The organism is Rhodococcus sp. OK302 (genome assembly GCF_002245895.1).
GTDB lineage: Bacteria > Actinomycetota > Actinomycetes > Mycobacteriales > Mycobacteriaceae > Rhodococcus_F.
The window spans coordinates 794,730-816,434 of the sequence record NZ_NPJZ01000001.1 but is presented as its reverse complement, the minus strand read 5'-3'; the positions used below and the strand labels follow the sequence as shown (position 1 = coordinate 816,434).

At 60.6% G+C, this 21,705-nt stretch carries 21 protein-coding genes and 1 pseudogene; 8 read left to right on the top strand and 14 right to left on the bottom strand.

Annotated elements, in window-relative coordinates; translation table 11 throughout:
* Positions 1-230: 230 nt before the first annotated feature.
* Positions 231-1,694: an FAD-dependent oxidoreductase gene (locus BDB13_RS03745; protein WP_094270467.1), complete on the bottom strand. Its 1,464-nt coding sequence runs from the start codon at positions 1,692-1,694 to the stop codon at positions 231-233.
* A 158-nt stretch (positions 1,695-1,852) separates the two neighbouring features.
* Positions 1,853-2,665, bottom strand: coding sequence for an SDR family oxidoreductase (locus tag BDB13_RS03740; protein WP_094270466.1), 813 nt, complete (start codon positions 2,663-2,665; stop codon positions 1,853-1,855).
* A 71-nt stretch (positions 2,666-2,736) separates the two neighbouring features.
* Here BDB13_RS03740 and BDB13_RS32785 point away from each other — a divergent pair.
* A pseudogene (locus BDB13_RS32785) lies at positions 2,737-2,930 on the top strand (carboxymuconolactone decarboxylase family protein); the annotation flags it as partial.
* Here BDB13_RS32785 and BDB13_RS03730 read toward each other — a convergent pair.
* Genes BDB13_RS03730 through BDB13_RS03705 form a run of 6 tightly spaced genes read right to left on the bottom strand, consistent with a single transcriptional unit; the run spans position 2,927 to position 10,704 of the window.
* Positions 2,927-3,715: an SDR family NAD(P)-dependent oxidoreductase gene (locus BDB13_RS03730; RefSeq protein WP_094270465.1), complete on the bottom strand. Its 789-nt coding sequence runs from the start codon at positions 3,713-3,715 to the stop codon at positions 2,927-2,929. The pseudogene BDB13_RS32785 and the gene BDB13_RS03730 sit on opposite strands and share 4 nt — an antisense overlap.
* The gene (locus BDB13_RS03725; protein ID WP_094270464.1) at positions 3,705-5,450 is read right to left on the bottom strand and encodes an N-acyl-D-amino-acid deacylase family protein; all 1,746 of its coding nucleotides are present in this window, start codon (positions 5,448-5,450) and stop codon (positions 3,705-3,707) included. The genes BDB13_RS03730 and BDB13_RS03725 overlap by 11 nt, the downstream gene beginning before the upstream one ends.
* Positions 5,447-7,108: a class I adenylate-forming enzyme family protein gene (locus BDB13_RS03720; RefSeq protein WP_094270463.1), complete on the bottom strand. Its 1,662-nt coding sequence runs from the start codon at positions 7,106-7,108 to the stop codon at positions 5,447-5,449. The genes BDB13_RS03725 and BDB13_RS03720 overlap by 4 nt, the downstream gene beginning before the upstream one ends.
* Positions 7,109-7,127: 19 nt before the next feature.
* On the bottom strand, positions 7,128-8,168 hold the full coding sequence (locus BDB13_RS03715; RefSeq protein WP_094270462.1) for an NAD(P)-dependent alcohol dehydrogenase: 1,041 nt from the start codon (positions 8,166-8,168) through the stop codon (positions 7,128-7,130).
* Positions 8,165-9,319, bottom strand: coding sequence for a serine hydrolase domain-containing protein (locus BDB13_RS03710; RefSeq protein WP_094270461.1), 1,155 nt, complete (start codon positions 9,317-9,319; stop codon positions 8,165-8,167). The genes BDB13_RS03715 and BDB13_RS03710 overlap by 4 nt, the downstream gene beginning before the upstream one ends.
* Positions 9,316-10,704, bottom strand: a complete 1,389-nt coding sequence (locus tag BDB13_RS03705; RefSeq protein ID WP_094274651.1) for a flavin-containing monooxygenase — start codon at positions 10,702-10,704, stop codon at positions 9,316-9,318. Before BDB13_RS03705 ends, BDB13_RS03710 begins: the two co-directional genes overlap by 4 nt.
* Before the next feature lie 168 nt (positions 10,705-10,872).
* Here BDB13_RS03705 and BDB13_RS03700 point away from each other — a divergent pair, with 168 nt between their 5' ends.
* Entirely contained in the window at positions 10,873-11,526 is a 654-nt protein-coding gene (locus tag BDB13_RS03700) for a TetR/AcrR family transcriptional regulator (protein ID WP_441347224.1), read from the top strand.
* A gap of 10 nt (positions 11,527-11,536) precedes the next feature.
* Here the strand turns inward: BDB13_RS03700 and BDB13_RS03695 are convergent, their stop codons facing one another.
* A complete protein-coding gene (locus BDB13_RS03695; protein ID WP_094270459.1) occupies positions 11,537-12,100 on the bottom strand; it encodes a dihydrofolate reductase family protein in 564 nt (187 codons plus the stop codon).
* Between the two features lie 92 nt (positions 12,101-12,192).
* Here BDB13_RS03695 and BDB13_RS03690 point away from each other — a divergent pair, with 92 nt between their 5' ends.
* Positions 12,193-13,500, top strand: coding sequence for a M23 family metallopeptidase (locus BDB13_RS03690; protein WP_217902116.1), 1,308 nt, complete (start codon positions 12,193-12,195; stop codon positions 13,498-13,500).
* A gap of 14 nt (positions 13,501-13,514) precedes the next feature.
* Here the strand turns inward: BDB13_RS03690 and BDB13_RS03685 are convergent, their stop codons facing one another.
* Both BDB13_RS03685 and BDB13_RS03680 read right to left on the bottom strand, forming a co-directional pair.
* A complete protein-coding gene (locus tag BDB13_RS03685) occupies positions 13,515-14,117 on the bottom strand; it encodes a hypothetical protein (protein WP_254922697.1) in 603 nt (200 codons plus the stop codon).
* Entirely contained in the window at positions 14,114-14,572 is a 459-nt protein-coding gene (locus BDB13_RS03680) for a hypothetical protein (protein WP_094270458.1), read from the bottom strand. Before BDB13_RS03680 ends, BDB13_RS03685 begins: the two co-directional genes overlap by 4 nt.
* Positions 14,573-14,679: 107 nt before the next feature.
* Here BDB13_RS03680 and BDB13_RS03675 point away from each other — a divergent pair, with 107 nt between their 5' ends.
* Positions 14,680-15,315 carry a CHAP domain-containing protein gene (locus BDB13_RS03675; RefSeq protein WP_094270457.1) on the top strand — a complete coding sequence of 212 codons (636 nt, stop codon included), beginning with the start codon at positions 14,680-14,682 and terminating at the stop codon, positions 15,313-15,315.
* Here BDB13_RS03675 and BDB13_RS03670 read toward each other — a convergent pair.
* Positions 15,306-16,067 carry an acyl-[acyl-carrier-protein] thioesterase gene (locus BDB13_RS03670; protein WP_094270456.1) on the bottom strand — a complete coding sequence of 254 codons (762 nt, stop codon included), beginning with the start codon at positions 16,065-16,067 and terminating at the stop codon, positions 15,306-15,308. The two genes, BDB13_RS03675 and BDB13_RS03670, sit on opposite strands and share 10 nt — an antisense overlap.
* Before the next feature lie 128 nt (positions 16,068-16,195).
* Here BDB13_RS03670 and BDB13_RS03665 point away from each other — a divergent pair, with 128 nt between their 5' ends.
* Entirely contained in the window at positions 16,196-16,606 is a 411-nt protein-coding gene (locus tag BDB13_RS03665) for a DUF7144 family membrane protein (RefSeq protein WP_094270455.1), read from the top strand.
* A gap of 66 nt (positions 16,607-16,672) precedes the next feature.
* Here BDB13_RS03665 and BDB13_RS03660 read toward each other — a convergent pair whose 3' ends face one another.
* Together BDB13_RS03660 and BDB13_RS03655 are read right to left on the bottom strand one after the other, a co-directional pair.
* Complete coding sequence (locus tag BDB13_RS03660) at positions 16,673-16,885, bottom strand: hypothetical protein (RefSeq protein WP_094270454.1); 213 nt, start codon at positions 16,883-16,885, stop codon at positions 16,673-16,675.
* 99 nt (positions 16,886-16,984) lie between these two features.
* Complete coding sequence (locus BDB13_RS03655) at positions 16,985-18,388, bottom strand: DUF1254 domain-containing protein (RefSeq protein ID WP_176459517.1); 1,404 nt, start codon at positions 18,386-18,388, stop codon at positions 16,985-16,987.
* A gap of 164 nt (positions 18,389-18,552) precedes the next feature.
* Here BDB13_RS03655 and BDB13_RS03650 point away from each other — a divergent pair, with 164 nt between their 5' ends.
* The 3 genes from BDB13_RS03650 to BDB13_RS03640 are packed head-to-tail and all read left to right on the top strand — an operon-like array spanning position 18,553 to position 21,629.
* A complete protein-coding gene (locus tag BDB13_RS03650; RefSeq protein WP_094270453.1) occupies positions 18,553-19,212 on the top strand; it encodes a GAP family protein in 660 nt (219 codons plus the stop codon).
* Positions 19,213-19,227: 15 nt separating this feature from the next.
* A complete protein-coding gene (locus BDB13_RS03645) occupies positions 19,228-19,941 on the top strand; it encodes a GAP family protein (RefSeq protein ID WP_094270452.1) in 714 nt (237 codons plus the stop codon).
* The gene (locus tag BDB13_RS03640) at positions 19,938-21,629 is read left to right on the top strand and encodes a SulP family inorganic anion transporter (RefSeq protein WP_094270451.1); all 1,692 of its coding nucleotides are present in this window, start codon (positions 19,938-19,940) and stop codon (positions 21,627-21,629) included. Before BDB13_RS03645 ends, BDB13_RS03640 begins: the two co-directional genes overlap by 4 nt.
* Positions 21,630-21,705 lie beyond the last annotated feature (76 nt).

Here is a 21,705-nt window from a genome sequence, read left to right as displayed (position 1 = left end):
TCTGGATGCAGCATATGCCGGCTTCTTCCCATTTCAATTGAAAAATGAACCAGTTAATGTGTGTCTAGACCTTTGCCGGCACTACTGCGCCTGGGCGCGGTCCGGTGTTCGTGGTTGCACGCAAATCGCCTCCGGATCGCTGGATGTGGGTCAAGTCCATTCCTGAAGGAGTGGGTGTCTGTCAGGCCCGTTTCTGCTGTCCTTGAACGGTTTCGGGCAGTGTCGACTATCTAGCGTGCAGCGCTGATGCCGGCGCGACGACCGAAGAAGCTGCCGTCACCGAGGCTTGTTCCGCTGGCATATCCGCCGGCGCAGACGCCGGAGGTGCAGCGGCCCGCCGCGAAGAGCCCGGGGATGGGCTCACCGGAGACGTGCAGAACCTCGGAATCGATGTTCGTCTTCAACCCGCCGAGGGTGAATCCACCGGTCCGACCGCGCAGATCGATAGCGGCAACGGGAGTGCCGATCGGCTTGACCCACTCGGATTTCTTGCCCAACAAGGGATCCGAACCGGTTTCGGCGTAACGGTTGTAGACGTCGACGGTCGACTGGAGCGTCCCGGCGGGTAGGCCCATCTCGGCTTCGAGTTCCTCGACGGTTTCGGCGACCCACTTCGGCTTCGCCCGCAACCGATCTGTGGCGGTTTCCGCGACCACACCTTCTTCGTACGCGGCTTCGTCGATGACGAGGAATGCCTGATTGTCCTGCTGGAACAGCGTTGCCTGGCCGATCCGGCCCGGGTATGTGTCCTCCGGGATGTATCGCTGGCCACGGCCGTTGACGAGGATACCGCGCACCATCAACTGCGGGTCGCAGAAGAAGGCGACCTCGGTGGCATCCATATGCGCGGTATCGGCGCCAAGGGCCTGCCCGATCGCGATCGCGCGGCCGTCGTGCGCCTCGATGGAAGCTGCCGGACGCCCGAAGATCTTGGGAGCGTTGGAACGCACCATCTCGTCGTTGTACGCAAAACTGCCCATAGCCAACACCACACCCTTGCGGGCCCGGATGGCGACGTCCTTGCCGTACCGCTTGGCGACGATTCCGACGACGCGACCGGTCTCGTCGACAGCAACAGTCTGCACCCGCAGATCGTATTCTGCTCGTACGCCGAGCTTTTCGGCAGTGTCGACGAGAGGCTTCATCAGCATGTAGCCGCCGCCCTGCTCGCCGCTTTTCTTGTTCGACATCTGCGGGACGTGCCCACGCGGAGAGGGATCGACGAGACTGTTGAACGGTGCGGAGTTCTCGCCGCCGGAGTAGGCGAGACCGTCGTCGTACGGCGGTTCCCAACCGGGCTGCCCCCAGAACGATTCCTTGAACGGGACGCCGGCGTCGACGAGCCAGTTGTAATGGTCGACGCTGCCCTCGCAGTAGGCGTCGATCTTGGCGTCGTCGGTTCCGGGGCCGAGCGCGGCTTTCATGAAGGTCTTCATGTTGTCGACGGTGTCGTCGAATCCGCAGGCCTTCTGCAGCGGTGTGCCACCGCCGAGGTAGATGAATCCGCCGGCCAGCGAAGCCGCACCGCCCCATCCTCCGGTCCGTTCCAGTACCAATACCTCCGCGCCGGCGCGTGCGGCTTCGATCGCGGCGGTGACGCCGGCGATGCCGTAACCAGCGACAACGACGTCGGCTTCGTAGTCCCAGGTGGTGATGTCAGCGGCAGAGATCGGCTTGATTGTGGCGTCGGCCATGGGCAGAGTCCTCTCCAATTGTGGATTGTTAAAACAGTCGAAAATGGTACGAACTGAATCGCATGTGGGTGAGCACGAAGATTTACCAGTTCAGCGACGGGAACGGGAGGCACTGCCACCCGCATGAACCGAGTCGGCGTCCGGGCGATGCACAAGCCTCAGGCCGGTATCTCGATCTGCCATGCCTTCGGCCAGTCCATTCCGCGGAAGGCGGCGTCGGTGCCGCCGTCGGCAAAGACCACCGAGCCGACGAAGTACGTGGACTCGGGGCCGAGCAGGAAGGCCACCAGAGCAGCCACTTCCTCGGGCCGACCGGCCCGCCCGGCCGGGATGATGGCCAGGAACTGCTCCATGCCGGGGCCGATCAGCTCGTCACGGCGTCCCTCCTGTGTCATCGGCGTGTCGATCAGGCCCGGCGCAATCGCGTTGAGTCGGATGCCCTGCGCGATGTACTCGGAGGACTTGGTCCGGGCGTAGTAGGCAAGCGCCGCCTTCGTTGCCGGGTAGGCCTGGATTGCGCCGAACTCGCCGAAGCCGTCGGCGATCGCGACTGCCGCTGCCTCGTCGCCGGCCAGGCACGCTGCGGCCATGTCGGTCGGCCAGTTCGGTTGGCTGGTAGTGGAGTTGGAACTGACCAGCACCACCGACGAGTTCTCGCCCGCGGCTAGCAACGGACGCAGGCCCTCGAGCAGTTCGACTGCGCCGAAGTAGTTGACGGCGATCAGCGCGCTCGCGGGGCGCCCGGTGGCCGCCGCCAGGCCGGCGAACGGCACGAAGCCGTCGATGCTGCCGTCGACCAGTGCGGTGACCTGCTCGACGGCCGACCGGCGCCCGTCGGTCGTGCTCAGGTCGACGGTGACGTCGGCATCATGGAGATCGACACCGATCACGCGGTGGCCGTCGGCCTCCAGGCGGGCTTTGGTAGCCGCGCCGAGGCCCGATGCCGACCCGGTGAGCACATAGGTAGCCATGTTGTTTCCTTTACTACAGTTTTGAACGGTGCGGCGAGATACCGCACCGTTCAACGGGTTCGGATTCAGAGGCCGAGTATGCAGAGTGGTACGCCATCGATCATCGCAACCTTGATGACGAGTCCTGGGGGCGTATGCCGCCCACTACTCTCAGGCCGAAATCGTCGAACTGAGTATGTGCCTCGGATCGTGGTTGGCCTCAGGTCGGCTCAACCACGTCCTCGGCCTCGACATGGTGTGTGCGTTGCCCAGCAGCGAAACTTAACTGCCGAGCGTTGTCAGATCCGGGTAGTTCGAGACTTCCCAGCCGCCGTCGACAACCAACGATGTTCCCGTGACGTAGCTGGCGTCATCGCTCGCGAGGTAGAGGCACGGGCCGGCAATTTCTTCGGGAGTTGCGGCCCGGGCAATGGGAATGCGACTGAGGAACATGTCGCGGGCGGGTTCGTAGGCCATGACCGGAGCGACGAGGGGAGTGTCGACCAGTCCGGGCAAAACGGAGTTGACGCGAATCCCGGAACTCGAGAGTTCCACTGCAGCAACCTTGCTGAACATTTCCACGCCGGCTTTGCCGGTGGAATAGGGGCTACCGTACGGCATCGGGATGTGGGCGTTGAGCGAGGCGACATTGACAATGGCGCCGCCGCGGCCGTGCTCCTTGATGTGGCGTGCCTCGTGCTTGGTGCACAGGAATACGCCCTTCTGCACCAGATCGATCGTGAAGTCCCAATCTGCTTCGTCGAGGTCGACGATGGGCCCGACCCTCGACGCACCGGCAACGTTGAATGCAATGTCGATGCCACCGAATTCGGCTGCCGCGGCGGCGACGGCCGCAGCAACCTCGGATTCCTTGGTCACGTCGGCCGGGGCAGCGAAGAACGCACCGTCATGCTGTGTCGCCATCTCCTTGAGGGCGTCCTCGGCGACGTCGATACCGGCAACCCGCGCGCCTTCACTGATGAGACGCAAGGCAATTGCCGCGCCGATCCCTGAAGCCGCGCCGGTCACGACAGCGGTCTTGCCGGCAAACCTGGAAGTATTAATGTGCACCTGCTTTCAAGAATTTTCCGGTCCGGCGATTGCCGAGAACGGGCGCTGCTTCTCCGTCGCCGAACACGTATTCGCCACCGACAAGAACTGCGTTGACGGTCTTGTCGTTGCGATTGACCATGCGAGAGAGGTTGTCGTACTCCACAACCGGGCTCTCCGCATAGCCGTCGAGTGAATCGTCGAGATAGGCGGGATCGATGACGACGAGGTCGGCACGGTCACCCAACCGCAGGTGCCCTGCATCAACGTCGTACCAGTCGGCTAACTCACCGGTGAGACGATGTACCGCGGCCTCGATGGTCATGAACGGCTGTCCCGCCTTCTGCGCATCGTAGACGCGTCGAAGAAATCGCAAGCCGAAGTTGTAGAACGCCATATTACGCAAATGCGCTCCGGCGTCGGAGAATCCGAGCTGTACGCCGTAGTCCGTAGCGAACTTGTCCAGAATCTCCGGTCGGTGATTGGAGATGGTTGTGCGCCAACGGACCTTGGTGCCGTGTTCGAGAATCAGGTCGAGAAATGCGTCCACGGGGTGGGAGATGCCGCGTTCGACACCGACTTGACCAAAAGTCTTTCCGACTACCGAATCATCTGGGCAAGCAACGATTTCGGCGTCGAAGAAGTCACGATGCCACACCTTGACGCCGAACTTCTGGTCGTAATCCTTGCGGAACTGTCGACGGTATTCCTCGCTCCGCAACATGGTATTGCGTTCCATCTCGTCCGTCAGATGCAGTGCTGCCGCACCGGAGCCGAACTCCTCGAAGACAACGAGATCGATTCCGTCGGCGTACACCTCGAACGGGACAGGTAGGTGCTGCCAGCGCAAGTCGCCGCCGAGTCGATTGACCAGGTGCGCAAGGGGACCGAGCACGGTGACTGCCATCTTGTTCGACTTGATATCTGCTGCTGAGAGCATGCTGGTCTTGAGTCGCTTACGCCAGATGCCGACGCTGGTGAACGCCATCATGCCGGTGTTCACCGGATTTGTGGGATCGGGTCCGGCCTGAAATACGCGTCCGCGACGACGCAGAATCGCGTTGAGTCGGCGTCGCTCCTTAGCGGTCGCATATGTCGACGGCAAGGTCCGCGAGCGGCAGGTCTCACCATCAAGTTTGTCGAATAACAGTTGCTGGCCAGACATTCCGACGAACCCGGCGTCGAGCGCCTCGGTCAAATGTGCTTCCATCGATGCAAGTTCGGCGTCACTGGGGCGCACGTCTTTCCGTGTTGCACGGTCCAGTCCCATCTCGGCGGCTCGCATGTCGGAGTGCCCGATGAAGGCTGCCACATTGGGACCCAACGGCAGTGATTCGAGCGCCGCAATGTACTCGCTCGCGGAGTTCCAGGTCTTGGCCCGCGTGAGCGCATCGACAACGTGCTTGCGGGGGATCGCTTCGACCCGGCCGAAGAGATCTCCGGCATCGGACGGGCTGGCGTGAATGGTGGACAGGGAACACGATCCGACAAAGATCGATGTGACTCCATGCCTCAACGATTCGCTCAGCGCGGGGCCTTCGAGGATCTCGACGTCGTAGTGCGTGTGAATGTCGACGATTCCCGGGATCACCCACTTGCCGCGAGCGTCGATGACTCGGGGACAATCGGTTTCGTCGAGGGGATCGATGGAAATGGCAGTGACGCGGCCGTCTCGGATCCCGAGATTGCGAATCGCAGGCTCCGCACCGGTGCCGTCGAACCACAGTCCGTTGTTGACTACGGTGTCGTAGATCATGAGATAACCACCTTTGCGCGTATCGTCTTTCCGGTTGCGTTGCGAGGCAGGGGTGTTGTGCCGATTTGCCACTTCACCGGCACCTTGAAATAGGCGAGTCGTTCTGCGACATAGTTGCGTAGCTCTTCTTCTGTCGCGGCATCCTCGCTGCGTAGAACGACAACGGCCGCAACTTCCTGGCCGAGATCTGCCGAATCGATACCGATCACAGCGCATTCGAGTACCTCGGGATGCTCGTCGAGGCACTGTTCGATCTCGAGGGGATAGACGTTTTCGCCGCCACGCAAGATCAGATCGGAGCGGCGTCCGGTCAGTCGGAGTCGGCCGTCTTCGAGGACTCCGAAGTCGCCGGTCCGGAGCCAACGGTCGGGGCCGATGGCGGCGGCGGTGGCGGCTTCGTCGTTCCAGTATCCCAGCATCACATAGGCACTGCGAGCACAGATTTCGCCTTCCTCGCCGTCCGGAACCGCAACGCCGAAGGGATCGCGAACTTCCACGCTCACACCGATGATGGGTCGTCCCAGAGTTCCGGGGAACGCGGCCAGTTCCGGGGGTGTGGCAACCGAGATGCCGGTGCACGATTCCGTGAGTCCGTAACTGTCGACCAATGCGTGCTGCGCAAATGGCAGGCTCTCGCGTAGACGTTCCTGCAACGCCGGCGACGACGGCGCGGAAGCCAAGGCAAAGGCGCTCAGCGACGTCAGATCGTACTTTCCGAGGTCGCCGTAGTCGAGGAGGCGACTTGCCATGGTCGGGACGACTGCCCAGTTGGTGACCTTCTCTTTTTCGACGAGGGAGAGGACTTCGTCGACGTCGAATGCGCCCTGGTGGATGACCACGGCGCCACCGGTGGCCAGTCGTGGAATTGCCAGGTTGTGCAGACTCGCGATGTGGAACAGCGGTGCAGTCAGCAGGTAACGCAGATCGCTCGGGCGACCGTCGGTCGGCTGACCGGTGAACGCTGCAGCGAGGCGGTCGCTGTAGCGGTGGTAGTCGATGACTGCCAACACGTTTCGGTGCGTATGTACGGCTCCCTTGGGGCGCCCACTGGTTCCGCTGGTGTACAGGATGACGGCCGGATCGTCCTCGTCTACTGCTGTATGGGGGAGTGGTGATCCGGAGTACTTCTCGAGTAGTGCCGGGAGACTCTCTTCCATTGTGAGCACAGGAACGGTGGTGTTCAACCCGGCGAGAATTTGTGCGCGCTTGGCATCGGCGATCACCACCGTGGGTGTGGTGTGCTCGATTCCGTACTCCACCTCACGGGCCACCCACCACGAGTTGAAGCCGACGGCGATGGCCCCGAGCGATTGAGCGGCCCAGAAGGTCATCACCCATTCCGGTGTGTTCGCGGCAAGAATGCCAACACGATCGCCCTTGCGCACGCCGTACTTGTCGCGGAGTGCAGTGGCCAAGGCTGCCACGGCCTCACCGTGTTCGAGGTAGCTGAAGCGGCGATCCTTCGTCACCAGATAGTCGCGAGTTCCGTAGTCGAGGGAGGCCTCGAGTACGTCGCCCAGTGACTTGTCGCGGTTCTTCATGACGGGCATCGAGCTACCGAGAACATCCTCGACACCCAACTCGAAACGTTTTCCGGGGCCGGTGAGTCCGGCCATGACGGAGGCGATGAATGCTTGTGGATCAGTGGAGGTAGTCACGTGAAGCGCCTTTCGAGGATTAGGGTACGAGCACTGCGCGTCCGGTGATCTTGCCGTGCTCGAGACGGTCGAGAGCGTCGCGAGCGTCGGCGAGATCGAATCGGGTCACTTCTACCGTTACCAGACCGGCCTGTGCCAGGGCGATGGAATCGACCAGATCGTTCCTGGTGCCGCCGTAAGACTTTCGAATCGATGCACCCCACGGCCAACCCGGTCCGCCGGCGGCCTCCGTGGTAATTCCGGGACTGCCGCCGCCCAGTCCGACCATGCGGTAGGCGCCGTTCGGGGCGACCGCTTCGACGGACATCTGCGCGGTAGCGTCGATGCCGACGAAGTCGAAGACGGTTTCTGCGCCTCGACCAGAAGTCAGTTCGAGGATCTGCTTCGCCGTGTCCGGTCCCGACTCGAGCGCGATATCTGCACCGCATCGCTTGGCGAGATCAAGTTGGTCTTGCCCGACGTCGACAGCGATGATCCGGACCGCACTGATGGCCCGAAGTATCTGCACTGCAACGTGTCCGAGTCCGCCGACGCCGATGACCACGGCGGTTGTGCCCGGCTGCAAGTGTTCACGCGCGCCCCGGATTGCGTGATAGCTGGTCAATGCGGCGTCAGCGAGCGGCGCGGCCTGGAGAAAGTCGAGATCTCCGATCGGTACAAACGAGCGTGCCGGGATCTTCACGTACTCGGCCATTCCGCCCTCAGGCCCCAACCCCGGGCAGGGCGGCATCGCCGTGCGTCCGGCAGCGAGGCACATGTTTTCGTTGCCGCTCATGCACTCTCGGCATTGCCCGCACGACCAGCACAGGTACACGACGCCGCGCTCACCGACGGAGCGGCCGTCGACGTTGCTGCCGAACGCTTCGATCGTGCCGGCAATTTCGTGGCCGATGGTCAGCGGTTCTTCGCGCATCTTGTACGGGAAGTGCAGGAGGTGAAGATCGGAGTGGCAGATTCCGGCGGCACCTACCCGGATGAGGATTTCCGACGGGCCGATCTCGGGGATCGGTACGTCGTTGATTTGCAGGAGTCCCGGACCCATGAGTTGAGCTGCCTTCACGACGCAACCTCGCTAACTTCGGAGTTGTAGGCAGCGCTGAGGTAAGCGTTGCTGCGGTCGGAACCGATCAGGCCCGGTGCCATCTTGTTCATGACGTAGGCGAAGGTCATGCGTCGGTCCAGGTCGTTGACGAGCATCGATCCACCGATTCCGGCCCACCAGCATGAGCGGCCGGCGGGTACGAGGGGAGCGGTGTCCGGGTGAGGCAGTCCGTAGCCAATGCCGAATTTCAGCGGAGTCATGATTGCCAGGTCGAGGCCGTCGGCCTGAATCTCGAAAATCAGGTCGATGGTGCTCTGGGAGAGCAACTTCTTGCCGTCGATTTCGCCGCCGTTGGAGATCAGTGACTGGATTCGGGCGATGGAGCGCGCGTTTCCGTGACCGTTGGCTCCACCGATTTCAGCTTCACGCCACGGCGCGGTATTGACCTTGGGGTAGTCGAGCAGGGGGCAGGTCAGGGTCTTGATGAAGATGCTGTCCTGATCGAGTGTGGACAGATCGAATTCGAGCTCGGGCGGCGGAACCAGCGTGGCAATCCGGCCGAAATCCTTTGCGGATGTACCGATCTGGTAATCCGCGCCCAACGGTCCGGCGAGTTCTTCCGCGAAGAACCTGCCGAGGGTGCGTCCATCGATCCGGCGGATCACTTCACTGATCAGGTGGCCGTAGTTGATGGCGTGATAGCCCGACGCCGTTCCCGGTGGCCACCAGGGGGCCTGCGTTGCGAGTCGCGCGCTGGAAGCCTCGAGATCGTAGAGGTCCTCCAGTTCGATCGGACGTTCCCAGCCGGAGACTCCGGAGGTGTGAGAGAGCAGGTGTCGAACCTCGATGTCCGCCTTACCGTTTGCCGCAAATTCGGGCCAGTAGTGAGCCACCTTCTGGTAGACGTCCAGTTGGCCACGCTCGACGAGGAGCAACGCGGAGAGTGCTGCCATTGTCTTGGTGATGGAGAAGGTGTTGACAATGGTGTCGGGGCCCCACGGGGTGGTCCGTGATTCGTCGGCATAGCCGCCCCAGATATCGACGACAGGCTTACCGTCGACGGTGATGCAGATGGATCCGCCCAGCTCCTCGCCGGATGCCAGTTGAGCCTCGAAAGCGTTGTAGACAGCTTCGAACTCGTTGTCGCAGTGACCGTTCACCAGGCTCATGCGCGATCCGCCTTCTCGAGTTCGTGTGCTGCGGCGCGGGCTGCGATGGGCAGCTTGTTGCCCGAGGCCTCAGCGCGCTTGGCGCCCTTGGTGATTTCCTTGTTCATGTCGCGGACGTAGGGATCGAACTCGACCTGAATGGTGTGGCGGGCAGACTTGTAATAGGGGGCGAGGAAGTACGCCTCGTCGGCCTTGGTGATGTCCTGCATCTCGGTGGGTGACGGCAACTGGTATCGGCCGGTGAGGTACGCCGCGACGAGCTTGCTCTGCTGCTCGGCAAAGTTGACGAGAGTCGGCATCGGTTGTGCCAGACCCAGGTAGAAGAGGTTGTCGATCCCGGGCTTCATCATGCGCTTGAAGAGGGGGAGTTGGTTGTCCTTGTTCGGCACCAACTTCGGGTCATTGAAGAAGGGGAAGGTGATGTTGTATCCGGTTGCGCAGACGATGACGTCGACATCCTCGGCGGTACCGTCCGCGAAACGAACCTGCTTGCCTTCGAGCTTGGTGATCGCCGGCTTGAAGGAGATGTCGCCTGATCCGGCGCGTCCCAGGAACTCGCCGCTGGCCGAGGGGTGGGCTTCGAACGGACGGTGGTCGGGCTTCGGAAGGCCGTAGCCTTCCATCGTTCCGAGGTTTTTGCCCAGGAATCGACGGCTCAGGAAGAGGCGCAGACTGCGGGGCATCCAGGGCGGGGTGATCAATTTGTCGCCGGGCACGCCGTTCAGGTACTTCGGCAGCACCCACACACCGCGGCGGGCTGAGACCGTCAGCTTTTCAGCGAGGTATCGCTGTCCCAGTTCGGAAGCAATGTCCAAGCCGGAGTTGCCCATTCCGACTACGACGACCTTCTTGCCGCGCATGTCGATCGGATCGAAGGGGTCATTGTAGGAGTGGCTGTGCATAAGGACGCCGTCGAACTCGCCCGGGTAGTCAGGGATGTTGGGATCCCAGTGGTGCCCGTTGCAGACCAGTAGTACGTCGTACGTGCGGACTTCACCGTCGGAGCGGGTGATAGTCCACAGACCGTCAGAATTACGTTCCGCTGAAACTACGCTGGTGTTGAAAATGATCGACTTACGCAAGTCGAAATGCTCGACGTAGTCCTTGAAGTACTGGAAAAGTTCGGAGTGGTGCGGAAAGTCCGGTAGTTCTGCGGAAACCGGGAAGTCCTCGAATGCCAGCCGCCACTTGGAGGTGTCGATGTGCAGGCTCTGGTAGCACGCGGACATTCCGTTGGGATTCTTGTAGTACCAGTTTCCGCCGATCTCGTCGGATGCCTCGTAGCAGTCGAAGGGTATTCCGTATTCCTTCATCCGCTTGGCTGCGGTGATTCCGGAAGGGCCTGCGCCGATGATGCAGACGCGGGGCAAGTTCGTGGGGCTCATGGCCATCGCTTTCTGTTCTGTTCCGGACATGCAATCGAAGATTCGCCCGAAAAGTGACTTGAGTCATAGTGCACCATTGACTGACGCCGTGTCAATGAGTGACGCTATGTTGGTCGATGACATCGAGTCGGCGATTTGCCACTCCGGCGGAATTCAACAAAGGTAGACATTGTGAGTACGGCAACTGAGGGCTCGAAAGGCAAGCGTGGAACGCTGCGCGACGAGCAGAAACGCGCGACACGGGCCAAGCTCGTGGACGCGGCACGAACCTTGTTCGAAGAGCGTGGGTACGCAGCGGTGACGGTCGATGACATCGCCTCCGTAGTGGGATGCAGCCGGGCCACGTTTTACGTGCATTTCCCCAGTCGGGTCGAAATGCTGAAGACGATCGGCGCGGCCGGAATGGCCACCAGTGCATTTGCGTCCTACATGGATCTCGACGAGGTGCTGGACTCGGGTTCGCGCGCAGAATTCACTCTTTGGCTCGAGCAGTCTTTCGACTGGTTCGACGAAAACAAGCGCCTGCTACCCGCCTGGGACGAGGCAGTCGCGCTCGAGCCCGAGTTCCGGATCACTGCCCGAGACGGGATCAGTGGGTTGCCCGATGCGATGCCGAAGTATTTGTCGCGTTGGCCGGCAGATGAGCAGGACGAGGCGCGGTTGCGGGTCGAATTACTTGTCACTCAGCTCGAACGATTCTTCACCCGCTGGGCGGTGCAGGGAACCATCGACGTGACCCGCGCTCAAGCAGCCCGGGTGTTGACGGATATCTGGTTCCCGGCGTTGTCGCCAGCCGATCCGGAATCACCAAAGAGCTTGTAGGTCAAGAGATCTACGCACGTGGCCGTTCAGTGCGTCTGTAGTGCTCGAAGATCACGCGCGAGCCGAACGTCCTGGTCTCGATGAGGTTCAGCTGTATGTCTTCGGTGACGGGCGGCAGGAAGGGCGTGCCGCCGCCGAGGATGATCGGATAACGGAACATGCGTAGCTCGTCGACGAGGCCGAGTTCGATCGCTTCTGCAGCGAGGCCGGCGCCGCCGATCGAGATGTCTTTGTCGGTCGCATCGAGCGCGGCAGCGACCTCGTCGGCTACCGATGCCTCAGCGAGCCGGGCATTGCCCTGAACGCTGTCGAGTGTGCGGCTGAAGACGACCTTCGGGAGAGCGCACCAGATGTCGGCGAATGCGGCTCCCGGCTCGGTGTCGCGCATCGACGGGTCGGTCTCCCATGGCAGCATGGTCTCGTAAAGTCTGCGGCCGCACAGATAGCTGCCGAGTTCGCGTACCTGAGAGATGTGGAACCGAAACTGTTCCTCGTTGGGGCCTCCCCACCCGAACGAGCCTGAGCGGTCGGTGATGAAGCCGTCCACGGAGACGCTCATCGAGTAGATCAGCATGGCCGCAAGTCTACCGCTCCGGAGTGGAATGAGTCCGAATAGTCGGCTATGGCCTGGTAGGTTCTTGCGAACCGAAGAAACGGAGATCCGCCGTGCTCATACGCCGCGTGCCCATCCTTTTCGTCTCGCTGATAGCCACGGTCGCCCTTGCTGCGGCCGGATGTTCGTCGGACTCCGGCACTGATTCGACAAACACAACCGCGTCGCCACCGGCCGGTTCCGTTGTCGGCGTGAGCGTTCCGGATGCGTTTACCGCGCTCACCCTCAACGCGATCGGGAATTCGCCGCTGCCGTTCCGGGGAACCGACGGCAAGTATCACGTTGCCTACGATCTGCAACTCACCAACGCCACCAAGGTGCCGGCGAGCCTGGACAAGATCGATGTAGTCGACGGAACTGATCCGACAAAAATCATTGCCAGTTTCTCCGGTTCGGCACTGGTAGATCCGACGTGCGTCTTCGGCAACTGCAATCGACTGCGCGACCTGCCCGCGGGCTACGTCGACAGCGCTGCGATCCCGCCGCAGGAGAGTCGTGTCCTGTTCATCGACTTCACGCTGGACTCGCTCGACCAGGCGCCAAAGGCTGTATTGCACCATCTCTACGGAACCGGTGCTGCCTCACCGGCATTCGGTGCGCCCGGGCCCATCGACTATCTGGCAATGCCGGTCGCTTTCTCCACGCAGACCGTGCCGGTCATTTCGCCACCGGTGCGTGGTGACAACTGGATTGCGCTCAACGGTTGCTGCGAACCAGGTTTCCCGCATCGCAGTTCGGTGATGTCGGTCAACGGCAAACTGAACAACAGTCAGCGCTTCGCGATCGACTGGAAGCGCACCAATGACCAGGGCGAGTTCTATGCCGGTGACAAGACCGACAATGAGAGCTACGTCGACTACGGGACCGATATTCTTGCCGTTGCGGACGCCACGGTGGTCTCGATCCTCGACGGTATGGAGGCGAATGCTCCGGGCGTCCTGCCCGCCAGTAACCCGGCATTGGCAGCGAAATTGACTGTCGAGAATGTCGACGGGAATCACGTTGTGCTCGATCTGGGTGACGGCGTGTACGCAATGTACGCCCACATGATCTCCGGGTCGGTCAAGGTCAAACCCGGTGACAAGGTGACCGAAGGTCAGGTGCTCGGAAGGCTCGGAAACACCGGCAACGCCAATGCTTCACATCTGCATTTTCAGCTGATGAACGGACCGAGCCTGCTCGAGGCGGATTCGCTGCCGTACGAACTCGAGAGCTTTGGTTACGACGGGCAGGTTGCGCCGCAGCAGATCGCGGATGCAGACGACTACCTGAGTGGGACGTTCCTTCAGGGCAAGTTGCCGAAGCCGGAGTCGCGGACCAATGAAATGCCGCTCAACCTGGCGATTGTCAATTTCCCTTAGGCTGAGTGTCTCGCTCACTGCAGGCCGGCCACCCACTGCGCAAAGATGTCGCTGAAGACGTCATCCTCGCAGCGATGTGCGGTGTGCGGAAACGCGCAGTCCGGGAAACCCGCGACAACATCGGCCAAGTCGGCACCACAGCATTGCGCCAGAAGTCCACGAAGTAGATCGGCTATGGACCATTCTTGGACAAGGGACCCCGGCAGGCCTTCGTCCTCGTAGACGCTCACGAGGTCCGACTGGTGCCACGACAACTCTTCCGCGACGATCGCCGCCGGGTTGAATTCCATCGCCCGATCGAGGGCCTCACGCAGCATCGCATGCGGATCATCTTGACCGCGAAGGAGAATCGCGATATCTGCCGGCGCCTTTTGCATGATAAACATCCATGGCTTGCCGTCGGGAAAGACACCGCCGAATCCTGCGACATGAAACGGTAGATGGCTGCTCAGAAAGTCCGTCTCGACGTCAACATGTTGATCGTCGCCGAGGTGAATGAAGTGGCCCGTCGCAATTTCCTCTCCCACGGCTTCGTCGGTCCAACTGTTGTTCCACAGGTCCGTCATCCGGCTACCTTCGGGGAGGTCGAGGAGTTCGAAGAGAAATCCCACGGTCATACCTCGCCGTCGAAGTGGGTGCTTGCCCGGCCGCTGAGTTGGCAGACCGATTGAGCTGACGCTGCAAGGACGACTCTGCTTGTCTCGAAGTTCAATTCGTCTCGTGCCGAGTCATCGGAATCAGCATCCTCGGAGAGTGAGAATTCAAGTTCCACCCGGAGGTCAGTGCTGGAACGGGCGGAGATTGCGAGTCCGAGGGTTTCATCGGTGAATACCGGCAGTGACTGCTCGGGATGGAAGTCGGCGGCTGCATGGAAGAAGAACGTTGCGAGGCGCTCGACAAATCCCTCACTGACGGGTCGCCCCAGATACTGGTTGTACTCGTCGGGACTCAGTAAACCCACGTCGAATACGAGGCTCGGAGCATCGGTCTCGAGCATTCGTGCTGGGACAGCATGGCTGCGCAGGAAGACGGCGGCGCCGCCGTAGCCCGGTAAGCGAAATCCATCACGCATCGGGTGTTCTCCTGTCTCCGGAGGTGTTCTGCTCACGGTAGGCCACGGTTCCGACATACCGCAGTTCGAGGCTCCGTCATCGCCGGCAGATCAACCGCCGTTCTGACATGGCCCGAGCTGGCACACTCGTTGGGGTGAGCGAACCACTGAGCCAACAAGCCCGCAGCCGCAGCAGAGTGGTGTTGTGGATTGCTACTGCTCTGGCGCTTGCTGTCGTCGCCGTAGGGATCGTTGTGGTGTGGATCGCGCCGTCTCGCTATTTGCCCTGGGATACCGCAGATTTCCCGGCCATCGACACCAGTGCATTATCGGCCGATCAAACGGCGGTGCTGCAACTTCTGGACGCGGAGCAAGGGCAGGACCGTCCGGGTACCTACTACTCAGACGGTATCGACGAAGAATGGTGTGCAGACTTTGTCAGCTGGATCATGCGTGAAGCGGGCCGCCCACTGTCCAACCCCAATTCGGGGAGTTGGCGTATCCCCGGCGTCTATACGCTCCAGGAGTACTACCAAGGTATCGGTGCCTACGTCGAAAACGGTAGCGGCTACACGCCCGAGGTGGGTGACGTCGTGATCTACGACAGTTCACGATGGGCTGGGCAGCACACCAATATCGTTGTAGCGGTTGATGGTGACAACGCGACTACTGTCGGCGGCAACGAGTTCGGCAAGGTGCGGGTTCACGACCTGGATTGGGCGTCGGATTCCGCAGTCGTCGGGTTCGGAAAGCTTCAGCCCTGAAAGACCTGCGCGAGTGGAAACCAGCGCGCAGATGCACGAGTTTCCCCATCCACGTCGATGTCGAGGGTTCTGCCGTCCGCACGCTCGCATACGGTTACCTGCTCACCTCGAGTAATGGGCTGTGAATATTCGATGATCGATCGAAATGGCTTCTCTCGCAGATCTTCTCCCATTGCTTCTTCGGCCGGCTGCCAGTAGACCGCGTTATTCACATGGTCGAACGGATCGAAATCGCTGGCGCGCAATGGGAAAGATCGTTCCGGCGCGTCACTCGCCTCCGGGGTAATCCAGCGATGCCAGTGCAGGTGCTGGTCAACGACAGTGGAGTCGAGTTCTCGAGTGAACCGTTCGCTTATCCGCGCGGGCATCCCGGTTTTCGGGTCGACGTTGATCCAGAAGCCTTCAGTTTCCACCAGGCCTCCGTCGTCGGAGTCGATACGTACCCGCATGGAGCACCATTTGCGGGATATCCCGGTACACCAGCGTCGCAGATGCACCCGATCAGGCCACCTGATCGGCCTGACTACATCGATCACTGTGCGGCGGACAACCCACGTCGGATGTATATCCAGCGCGTCGGACGCTATGAGATTGTCGAAACCCACATCCTGAAGGTAGCGGGCTATCGCATCGAGGCGGAGGCGTCGATCGCTGTGGATATCGCCGGTGCGGACAGGCCAGGAGGCTTCGAAGATGTGTCCGGCATGAGGTAGCGGCGCTAATGGAGCGTGGTCCTCTCGGGGGCTATTCACACGATTGCCATACCCGGTCAGATTTCGCTGAACCCCGGCGTGTGCGGTTCATCCTCGACGGGTGATGCCTTCACCGAGCCAGCACTCGAGACTGAGATGGAAGTGCATCCTCGTCGAAAGGAACGCTCATGACTGCTCCACCGCGAGAACCCGCGGAGCACCCTGTCAAACAGGGCTTCGCGGTTGGTACGACGTTCGCAGCGGCAATTCTGCTGTTGACCGCCGGCATTGTTGCTTTGCTTCAGGGCATCGCGGCAGTTGCCGACAACAATCTGTTTGTCGTCGGAATCAACTACACCTACAAGTTCGATATTTCGACGTGGGGTTGGATCCATATCGTCCTGGGCATCATTGGAATTCTGGTGGCGCTGGGACTCTTCACCGGTGCAGTGTGGGCTCGAGCTGCGGCAATCGTGATTGCGTCAATCTCGATCATCGCGAATTTCCTGTGGCTGCCCTACTATCCGATGTGGTCGATCCTGGTGATTGCTCTTGACGTTGTGGTCATCTGGGCTGTTGCAACGTGGGATACCGCGTAGATCGTCACGCGTGTAGGCCTCTGGCCCCGACCGTTACGACGGTCGGGGCCAGACGCTTGACGTCGATCAGTCTGGCAGCCTGCGTAATTCGGCTACCGTCAGGCCCAACGAGTCGAGTCGGGCCATAATGCTCCGCATAGCAGTGTGATTGGCGACGGGCCCGTAGAGGCTGGTGAAACCGCCGGCAGCGGGCGCTACGGCCAACTCGGGGAACGCGGCTTTCACTCGGTCGGATACTTCGCCGTCGATGAGGAACTGGTAGCGAGTGGGAGCATTCATTCCTTGCACTCCTGCCTCTCCGACGTACGTTGTATCCCATCAAGTTTGGCGCGCTCTGCCAGGCAATGCGTCATCCAATTCGGGTGAATGGCTGGGCTGTCAGTCCTGTGAAGTTTCTTCGATCTCACCGGGCTGCCAGGCCTTGTCGAACCATGGTTGAAGTGGACCGTAGAGACGGATTATCGGAAACCAACTCTTGTCGGGGACGGTCTGAATCCAGTTCGCTTCCTTGCCTTCCGGCGCACTCGGACCGAACCAGAGAACAAGTGAACCATCCTGTTCTTCGGCGACAGTCCCGCTCAAGCTCATGAGGCTCGGGTAAGGGTTGTCGGTTTGCAGAAGCGACCGGGTTTGAGTGTCGTAGATGTCGACTGACCAGAAGTTTTTGGCCGGCGGATTCGGGGGGAGTACCAACCGATAGGCCTTGCCGCCGTCGAGTAGACGACCATTCGAGTCTTGAGCGGTATATGTGTAAGCGGACCCCGCCCCGACCTGTGCGTGGGCCATCGCCGGCGTGATGACGGTGGCTAAGTAGTGGAATTGAGTGCGTGCGTCCAGTAATCGTGCGTGGTTGCCGAGAAATTCGTAACTGCCACCGACAAATGCTTCTTTCCACGATGCACCCTCGAACACAAAATTTTCCGGGCTTCGCGGGAAGAAGGCCAGTGCACGGCTGATTCCCGCCGCAGTTGTCGCCGCCGTATCGAGGATGTTTTTCAGTCGTGTGTCCGGTGCAAAGGTGCGCCCGTGTTCGATGCCGATCCCGGCGAGTTGCCCGGCGCGCTCGGGGTCGAGGGTACCGGCAGGTTCTTCCTGAACCAGTTCATCAACCTCTTCGAAGAAGGAGAAGTCGTTCGAGTGCACCGTATTCAGTACTTGTTCGGCAAGATTGACGAATGTCATCGCCGGCGGATTTTCCGCATCGGCCAAACGATAGACGCGAGTCTGCTTGATGGCGTCGATGCCTGCGAGTGCGCGGAACACAACCCAGTTGGTGTAGGTCGCGGTCCGGTAGACGTAGTAGCCGTCAGGCTCGACTCCGTCGTAGCCGGGTGGCAGGAACAGGTACTTTCCGCCCTCTCCCTTGTCCGGCCCGGCGATCCCCATATCCGCGACATAGCGGAACCAGAAATCGTCGACGACGCACAGTGAGTTCGTCGGCGGCTCGATGACCACTGGGCCGTCGTGGAGATCGATGAACATTGTCCCGTAGGCAGTTTCGGTATTCGGCGTCAGGAAGTAGCTGTTCGAGTTCGCGCGTGGATCGGTGAGGCCGAGAACATTGAGCCCGTCTACCCCGACACTGCGGAATCCGCGTCGCATCGCGACCAGGGATGCTCCCGGAACGGCATTGAGAAACACGTCGACGCCGCGTATGAAGTCCAGACCGTCGTACAGCTTGCGTGTGGTCTCGGGTAGAGGTACACCGTCGAAGAAATCGAATGTTCCGAGAGGCGTTGTAATCTGATCGGGGATTCCGATTCCCGCTGGGCTGTCGCTCATGCTGGCACTCCTATTCCGATGGTGAGTTCCAGCATCACTCGTGCGCATCGCAGACGCTTCACCTGTCAGGGATGAATCTGTTGCGCTCACGACTTTCATCCCTTTCGTGTGAGGCCTGATCGGACACCTCTCCCTATTGTCTAGCGGGAGAGAAAGAGGCACGCATGGGTTCTGTCATCGGCGATCTACTGCCACTTGCTGTGGGTGTTGCAGTTTCACCCATACCGATTATCGCAGCCATTTTGATGCTCTTGTCGAAGCGAGCTGGCAGTACCAGCATTGGTTTCGCATTGGGATGGGTGCTCGGAATTGTTGTCGCAACAGTGATATTCGTATTGCTGTCCAGTAGTTTGCAAAAATCCGACGACGAGCCATCTGTGGTCGTTTCATGGATCAAACTCGCGTTGGGCGTCTTGCTCCTGGTGTTCGGCGCCATCCAATGGCGCGGCCGCGGTGGTGAACACGCAACTCCGAAGTGGATGCAGGCCATCGACGATATGACGGCGGCCAAGGGATTCGGCCTCGGGTTTGCCTTGGCTGCGATCAATCCGAAGAACCTGATGATGTGTATCGCTGCCGGCATTTCAATCGGTTCAGCGACACTGCCGACGGGGCAGGTAGTCGTTGCCATCGCAATCTTTGCCGTCATTGCGGCATCGACGGTGTGTGTGCCCGTGATCGGATATCTGGTTGCTGCAGATCGTCTGCGTACTCCGTTGGCCCAGTTGAAGGTTTGGCTTCAGAGCAACAACACGACGGTGATGAGCGTACTGATCTTGGTTATCGGAGTTGTGCTGATCGGCAAAGGAATCGGCGGTCTCTGACCGGAGGAGGTAGGAATGGGATCGCTTTTATTGCAACAGATTCCGCTAGCGCTCGGAATTATCATGAGCCCTTTGGCCGTTGTTGCCGTTGTTGCCGTGCTGTTTTCGGATCGCGCTCGGATCAACAGCATTGCGTATCTTCTCGGCTGGTTTCTCGGGATCATTGTGTCGCTGGCGGTTTCATTTGCAGTGTTGACGGCGTTGCAAGTTCGTCAACGCAATGAACCGCCACTGTGGGTGCCCATACTGCACTTGATACTCGGTGCGGTTCTCCTTACCGGAGCCTGGTTCGTGTACACCCGCAGTCGTAAGAGAGTGCTGGCGATGGCAGCTGCGTCCGGTCCCGGTGATGTAGCAGCGGCAGCACCGCAATTACCCAAGATTTTGGAGTCGGTGGAACATTTCACGCCGGCGCGGTCCGGTGTTCTGGGCTTCGGTCTTTTCGTTCTCAATCCCATCGACATGTCCTGTGCCATTGCGGCGGCAATGAACTTTCGGTTGAGTAGTGCGTCCCCGTCCGCGGAGTGGTCCGCCGCTGCTGTGTTCGCGCTGGTATCGGCCAGCTCGGTAGCGATTCCGGTGGCACTGCTCCTGATCAAGAAAGAGAAGGCAGCGGAGCCGCTCCAAAAGATTCGCACCTGGATAGCAACCAACACTCACTTGCTGAACGTCGGACTCCTCGTCCTGATTGCGGCGATGCAGATCAGTAAAGGAATCCAGGGGCTATGAGCCCGCAACATGCCCGCAGTCCGTTGGTGTTCGGCTCGTTGGCCGGATATCAACGATCGTGGCTTCGGCCGGACATCATTGCTGGTCTCACGGTGTGGGCCGTCCTGGTCCCGGAGGCATTGGCCTACGCCACCATCGCGGGAGTTCCTCCTGTTATCGGACTGTATGCAGCTGTGCCGGCGCTCATCCTGTATGCCGCTGCGGGTAGTTCGCGCCATCTGATCGTCGGTCCGATGTCCGCCACAGCGGCATTGTCCGCTGCGATGATCGCTCCCCTTGCTGGAGGCGATGATTCACGATTCCTCTCACTGTCCGTGGCGCTGGCGATCGTCACCGGACTAGTGGGGCTGTTCGCCGGATTTATTCGGATGGGGTTCATTGCGTCGTTCATCTCCGAGCCGGTGCTCAAAGGATTCATTGTCGGCTTGGCCCTGACCATCATCATCGGGCAGGTACCCAAGTTGCTCGGAGTGGAGAAGGGGGAAGGGAACTTCTTCGTTCAGGCCTGGTCGGTGCTGCGCGAGTTGGGGAACGCTGACGGTCTCACGGTATTCGTCGGATTGCTCAGCTTGGCAGCTGTTTTGGCGGTCAAGCGCTGGCTTCCGCTGGTACCTGGCTCATTGCTCGTTGTCTTGTTGGGCATCGCTGCTGTTGCATTGTTCGGCCTCGACGATCGGGGAATCGACATCGTCGGACACATCGATGCCGGTCTGCCGAGCGTCGGGCTTCCGTCGGGGGTGCGCGCCGAGGACTATCTGGATTTGATCGGGCCCGCGGTCGGTGTGTTGCTCATCGGCTTTGCCGAAGGCCTGGGTGCAGCAAAGACTTACGCAGCAAAAGCCGGATACACGGTGGACGCCAACCGGGAGTTGACTGGGTTGGGTGCTGCGAATCTGGGGGCGGGCCTCTGTTCAGGCATGGTTGTCAACGGAAGCCTTTCCAAGACAGCGGTCAACGGCGGTGCGGGCGCAAAGACTCAGGTCAGCGGCTTGGTGGTTGCGGTACTGACGGTGGTGACACTGCTGTTTCTCACTGGTCTATTCGAAAAACTTCCGGAAGCGACGCTCTCAGCTGTGGTGATCGCCGCAGTGATAGAACTTGTCGATTTTTCTTCTCTCGCAGCGCTGTACCGGGTCTGGACGCGGCGATTGGGCAGCATCTACGGGTTGGCGGCTCGCGCAGATTTTGCCGCTGCCATTGCGGCGATGTTCGGCGTACTGCTCTTCGATACGTTGCCCGGGTTGATCATCGGTATCGCGGTATCGATGTTGTTGCTTCTCTACCGTGTGTCCAAACCCCACGTGGCAGCACTGGCGAAGGAGGGCACACGTTGGGTGGATATCAGCAGTCATCCCGAGTTGAAACCTGCCGACGGCGTGATCGTGGTGCGGGTGGAAGCGGGCTTGTTCTTTGCCAACGCAGACCATGTTCGGGATCAGATCGACGCCCTCGTGACCGAGGATACGAGCATGATCATCCTCGACGCCGAGACATCACCGTTCATCGATGTGAGCGGGGCTCAGATGTTGGCGCAGCTGCGCGATTCGTTGGAGCGCAAGAACATCACGTTCCGCGTGGCCCGTGATGTGGGACAGTTTCGGGATGTTCTCGCGGGAGCTGCCGGCGGCGTGAAAGTTGACGTGTACCCGAGCGTCGCAGAAGCTATGGCAGATCCGTCACCCGCGTAGCCAGATTCCCAACGGTCCATCGTCTTTGGCGACGGAGCTCACGATCACGCTCGCCACCACGATGATGCCGGAGAAA

Excerpts from the sequence above, each read along its gene's own strand:
- BDB13_RS03745 (WP_094270467.1), bottom strand. The coding sequence starts at position 1,694 with ATGGCCGACGCCACAATCAAGCCGATCTCTGCCGCTGACATCACCACC.
- BDB13_RS03740 (WP_094270466.1), bottom strand. The coding sequence starts at position 2,665 with ATGGCTACCTATGTGCTCACCGGGTCGGCATCGGGCCTCGGCGCGGCT.
- BDB13_RS03725 (WP_094270464.1), bottom strand. The coding sequence starts at position 5,450 with ATGATCTACGACACCGTAGTCAACAACGGACTGTGGTTCGACGGCACC.
- BDB13_RS03710 (WP_094270461.1), bottom strand. The coding sequence starts at position 9,319 with ATGAGCCTGGTGAACGGTCACTGCGACAACGAGTTCGAAGCTGTCTAC.
- BDB13_RS03705 (WP_094274651.1), bottom strand. The coding sequence starts at position 10,704 with ATGAGCCCCACGAACTTGCCCCGCGTCTGCATCATCGGCGCAGGCCCT.
- BDB13_RS03695 (WP_094270459.1), bottom strand. The coding sequence starts at position 12,100 with ATGCTGATCTACTCGATGAGCGTCTCCGTGGACGGCTTCATCACCGAC.
- BDB13_RS03685 (WP_254922697.1), bottom strand. The coding sequence starts at position 14,117 with ATGACCGTGGGATTTCTCTTCGAACTCCTCGACCTCCCCGAAGGTAGC.
- BDB13_RS03680 (WP_094270458.1), bottom strand. The coding sequence starts at position 14,572 with ATGCGTGATGGATTTCGCTTACCGGGCTACGGCGGCGCCGCCGTCTTC.
- BDB13_RS03675 (WP_094270457.1), top strand. The coding sequence starts at position 14,680 with ATGGCCCGAGCTGGCACACTCGTTGGGGTGAGCGAACCACTGAGCCAA.
- BDB13_RS03665 (WP_094270455.1), top strand. The coding sequence starts at position 16,196 with ATGACTGCTCCACCGCGAGAACCCGCGGAGCACCCTGTCAAACAGGGC.
- BDB13_RS03660 (WP_094270454.1), bottom strand. The coding sequence starts at position 16,885 with ATGAATGCTCCCACTCGCTACCAGTTCCTCATCGACGGCGAAGTATCC.
- BDB13_RS03655 (WP_176459517.1), bottom strand. The coding sequence starts at position 18,388 with ATGAGCGACAGCCCAGCGGGAATCGGAATCCCCGATCAGATTACAACG.
- BDB13_RS03650 (WP_094270453.1), top strand. The coding sequence starts at position 18,553 with ATGGGTTCTGTCATCGGCGATCTACTGCCACTTGCTGTGGGTGTTGCA.
- BDB13_RS03645 (WP_094270452.1), top strand. The coding sequence starts at position 19,228 with ATGGGATCGCTTTTATTGCAACAGATTCCGCTAGCGCTCGGAATTATC.
- BDB13_RS03640 (WP_094270451.1), top strand. The coding sequence starts at position 19,938 with ATGAGCCCGCAACATGCCCGCAGTCCGTTGGTGTTCGGCTCGTTGGCC.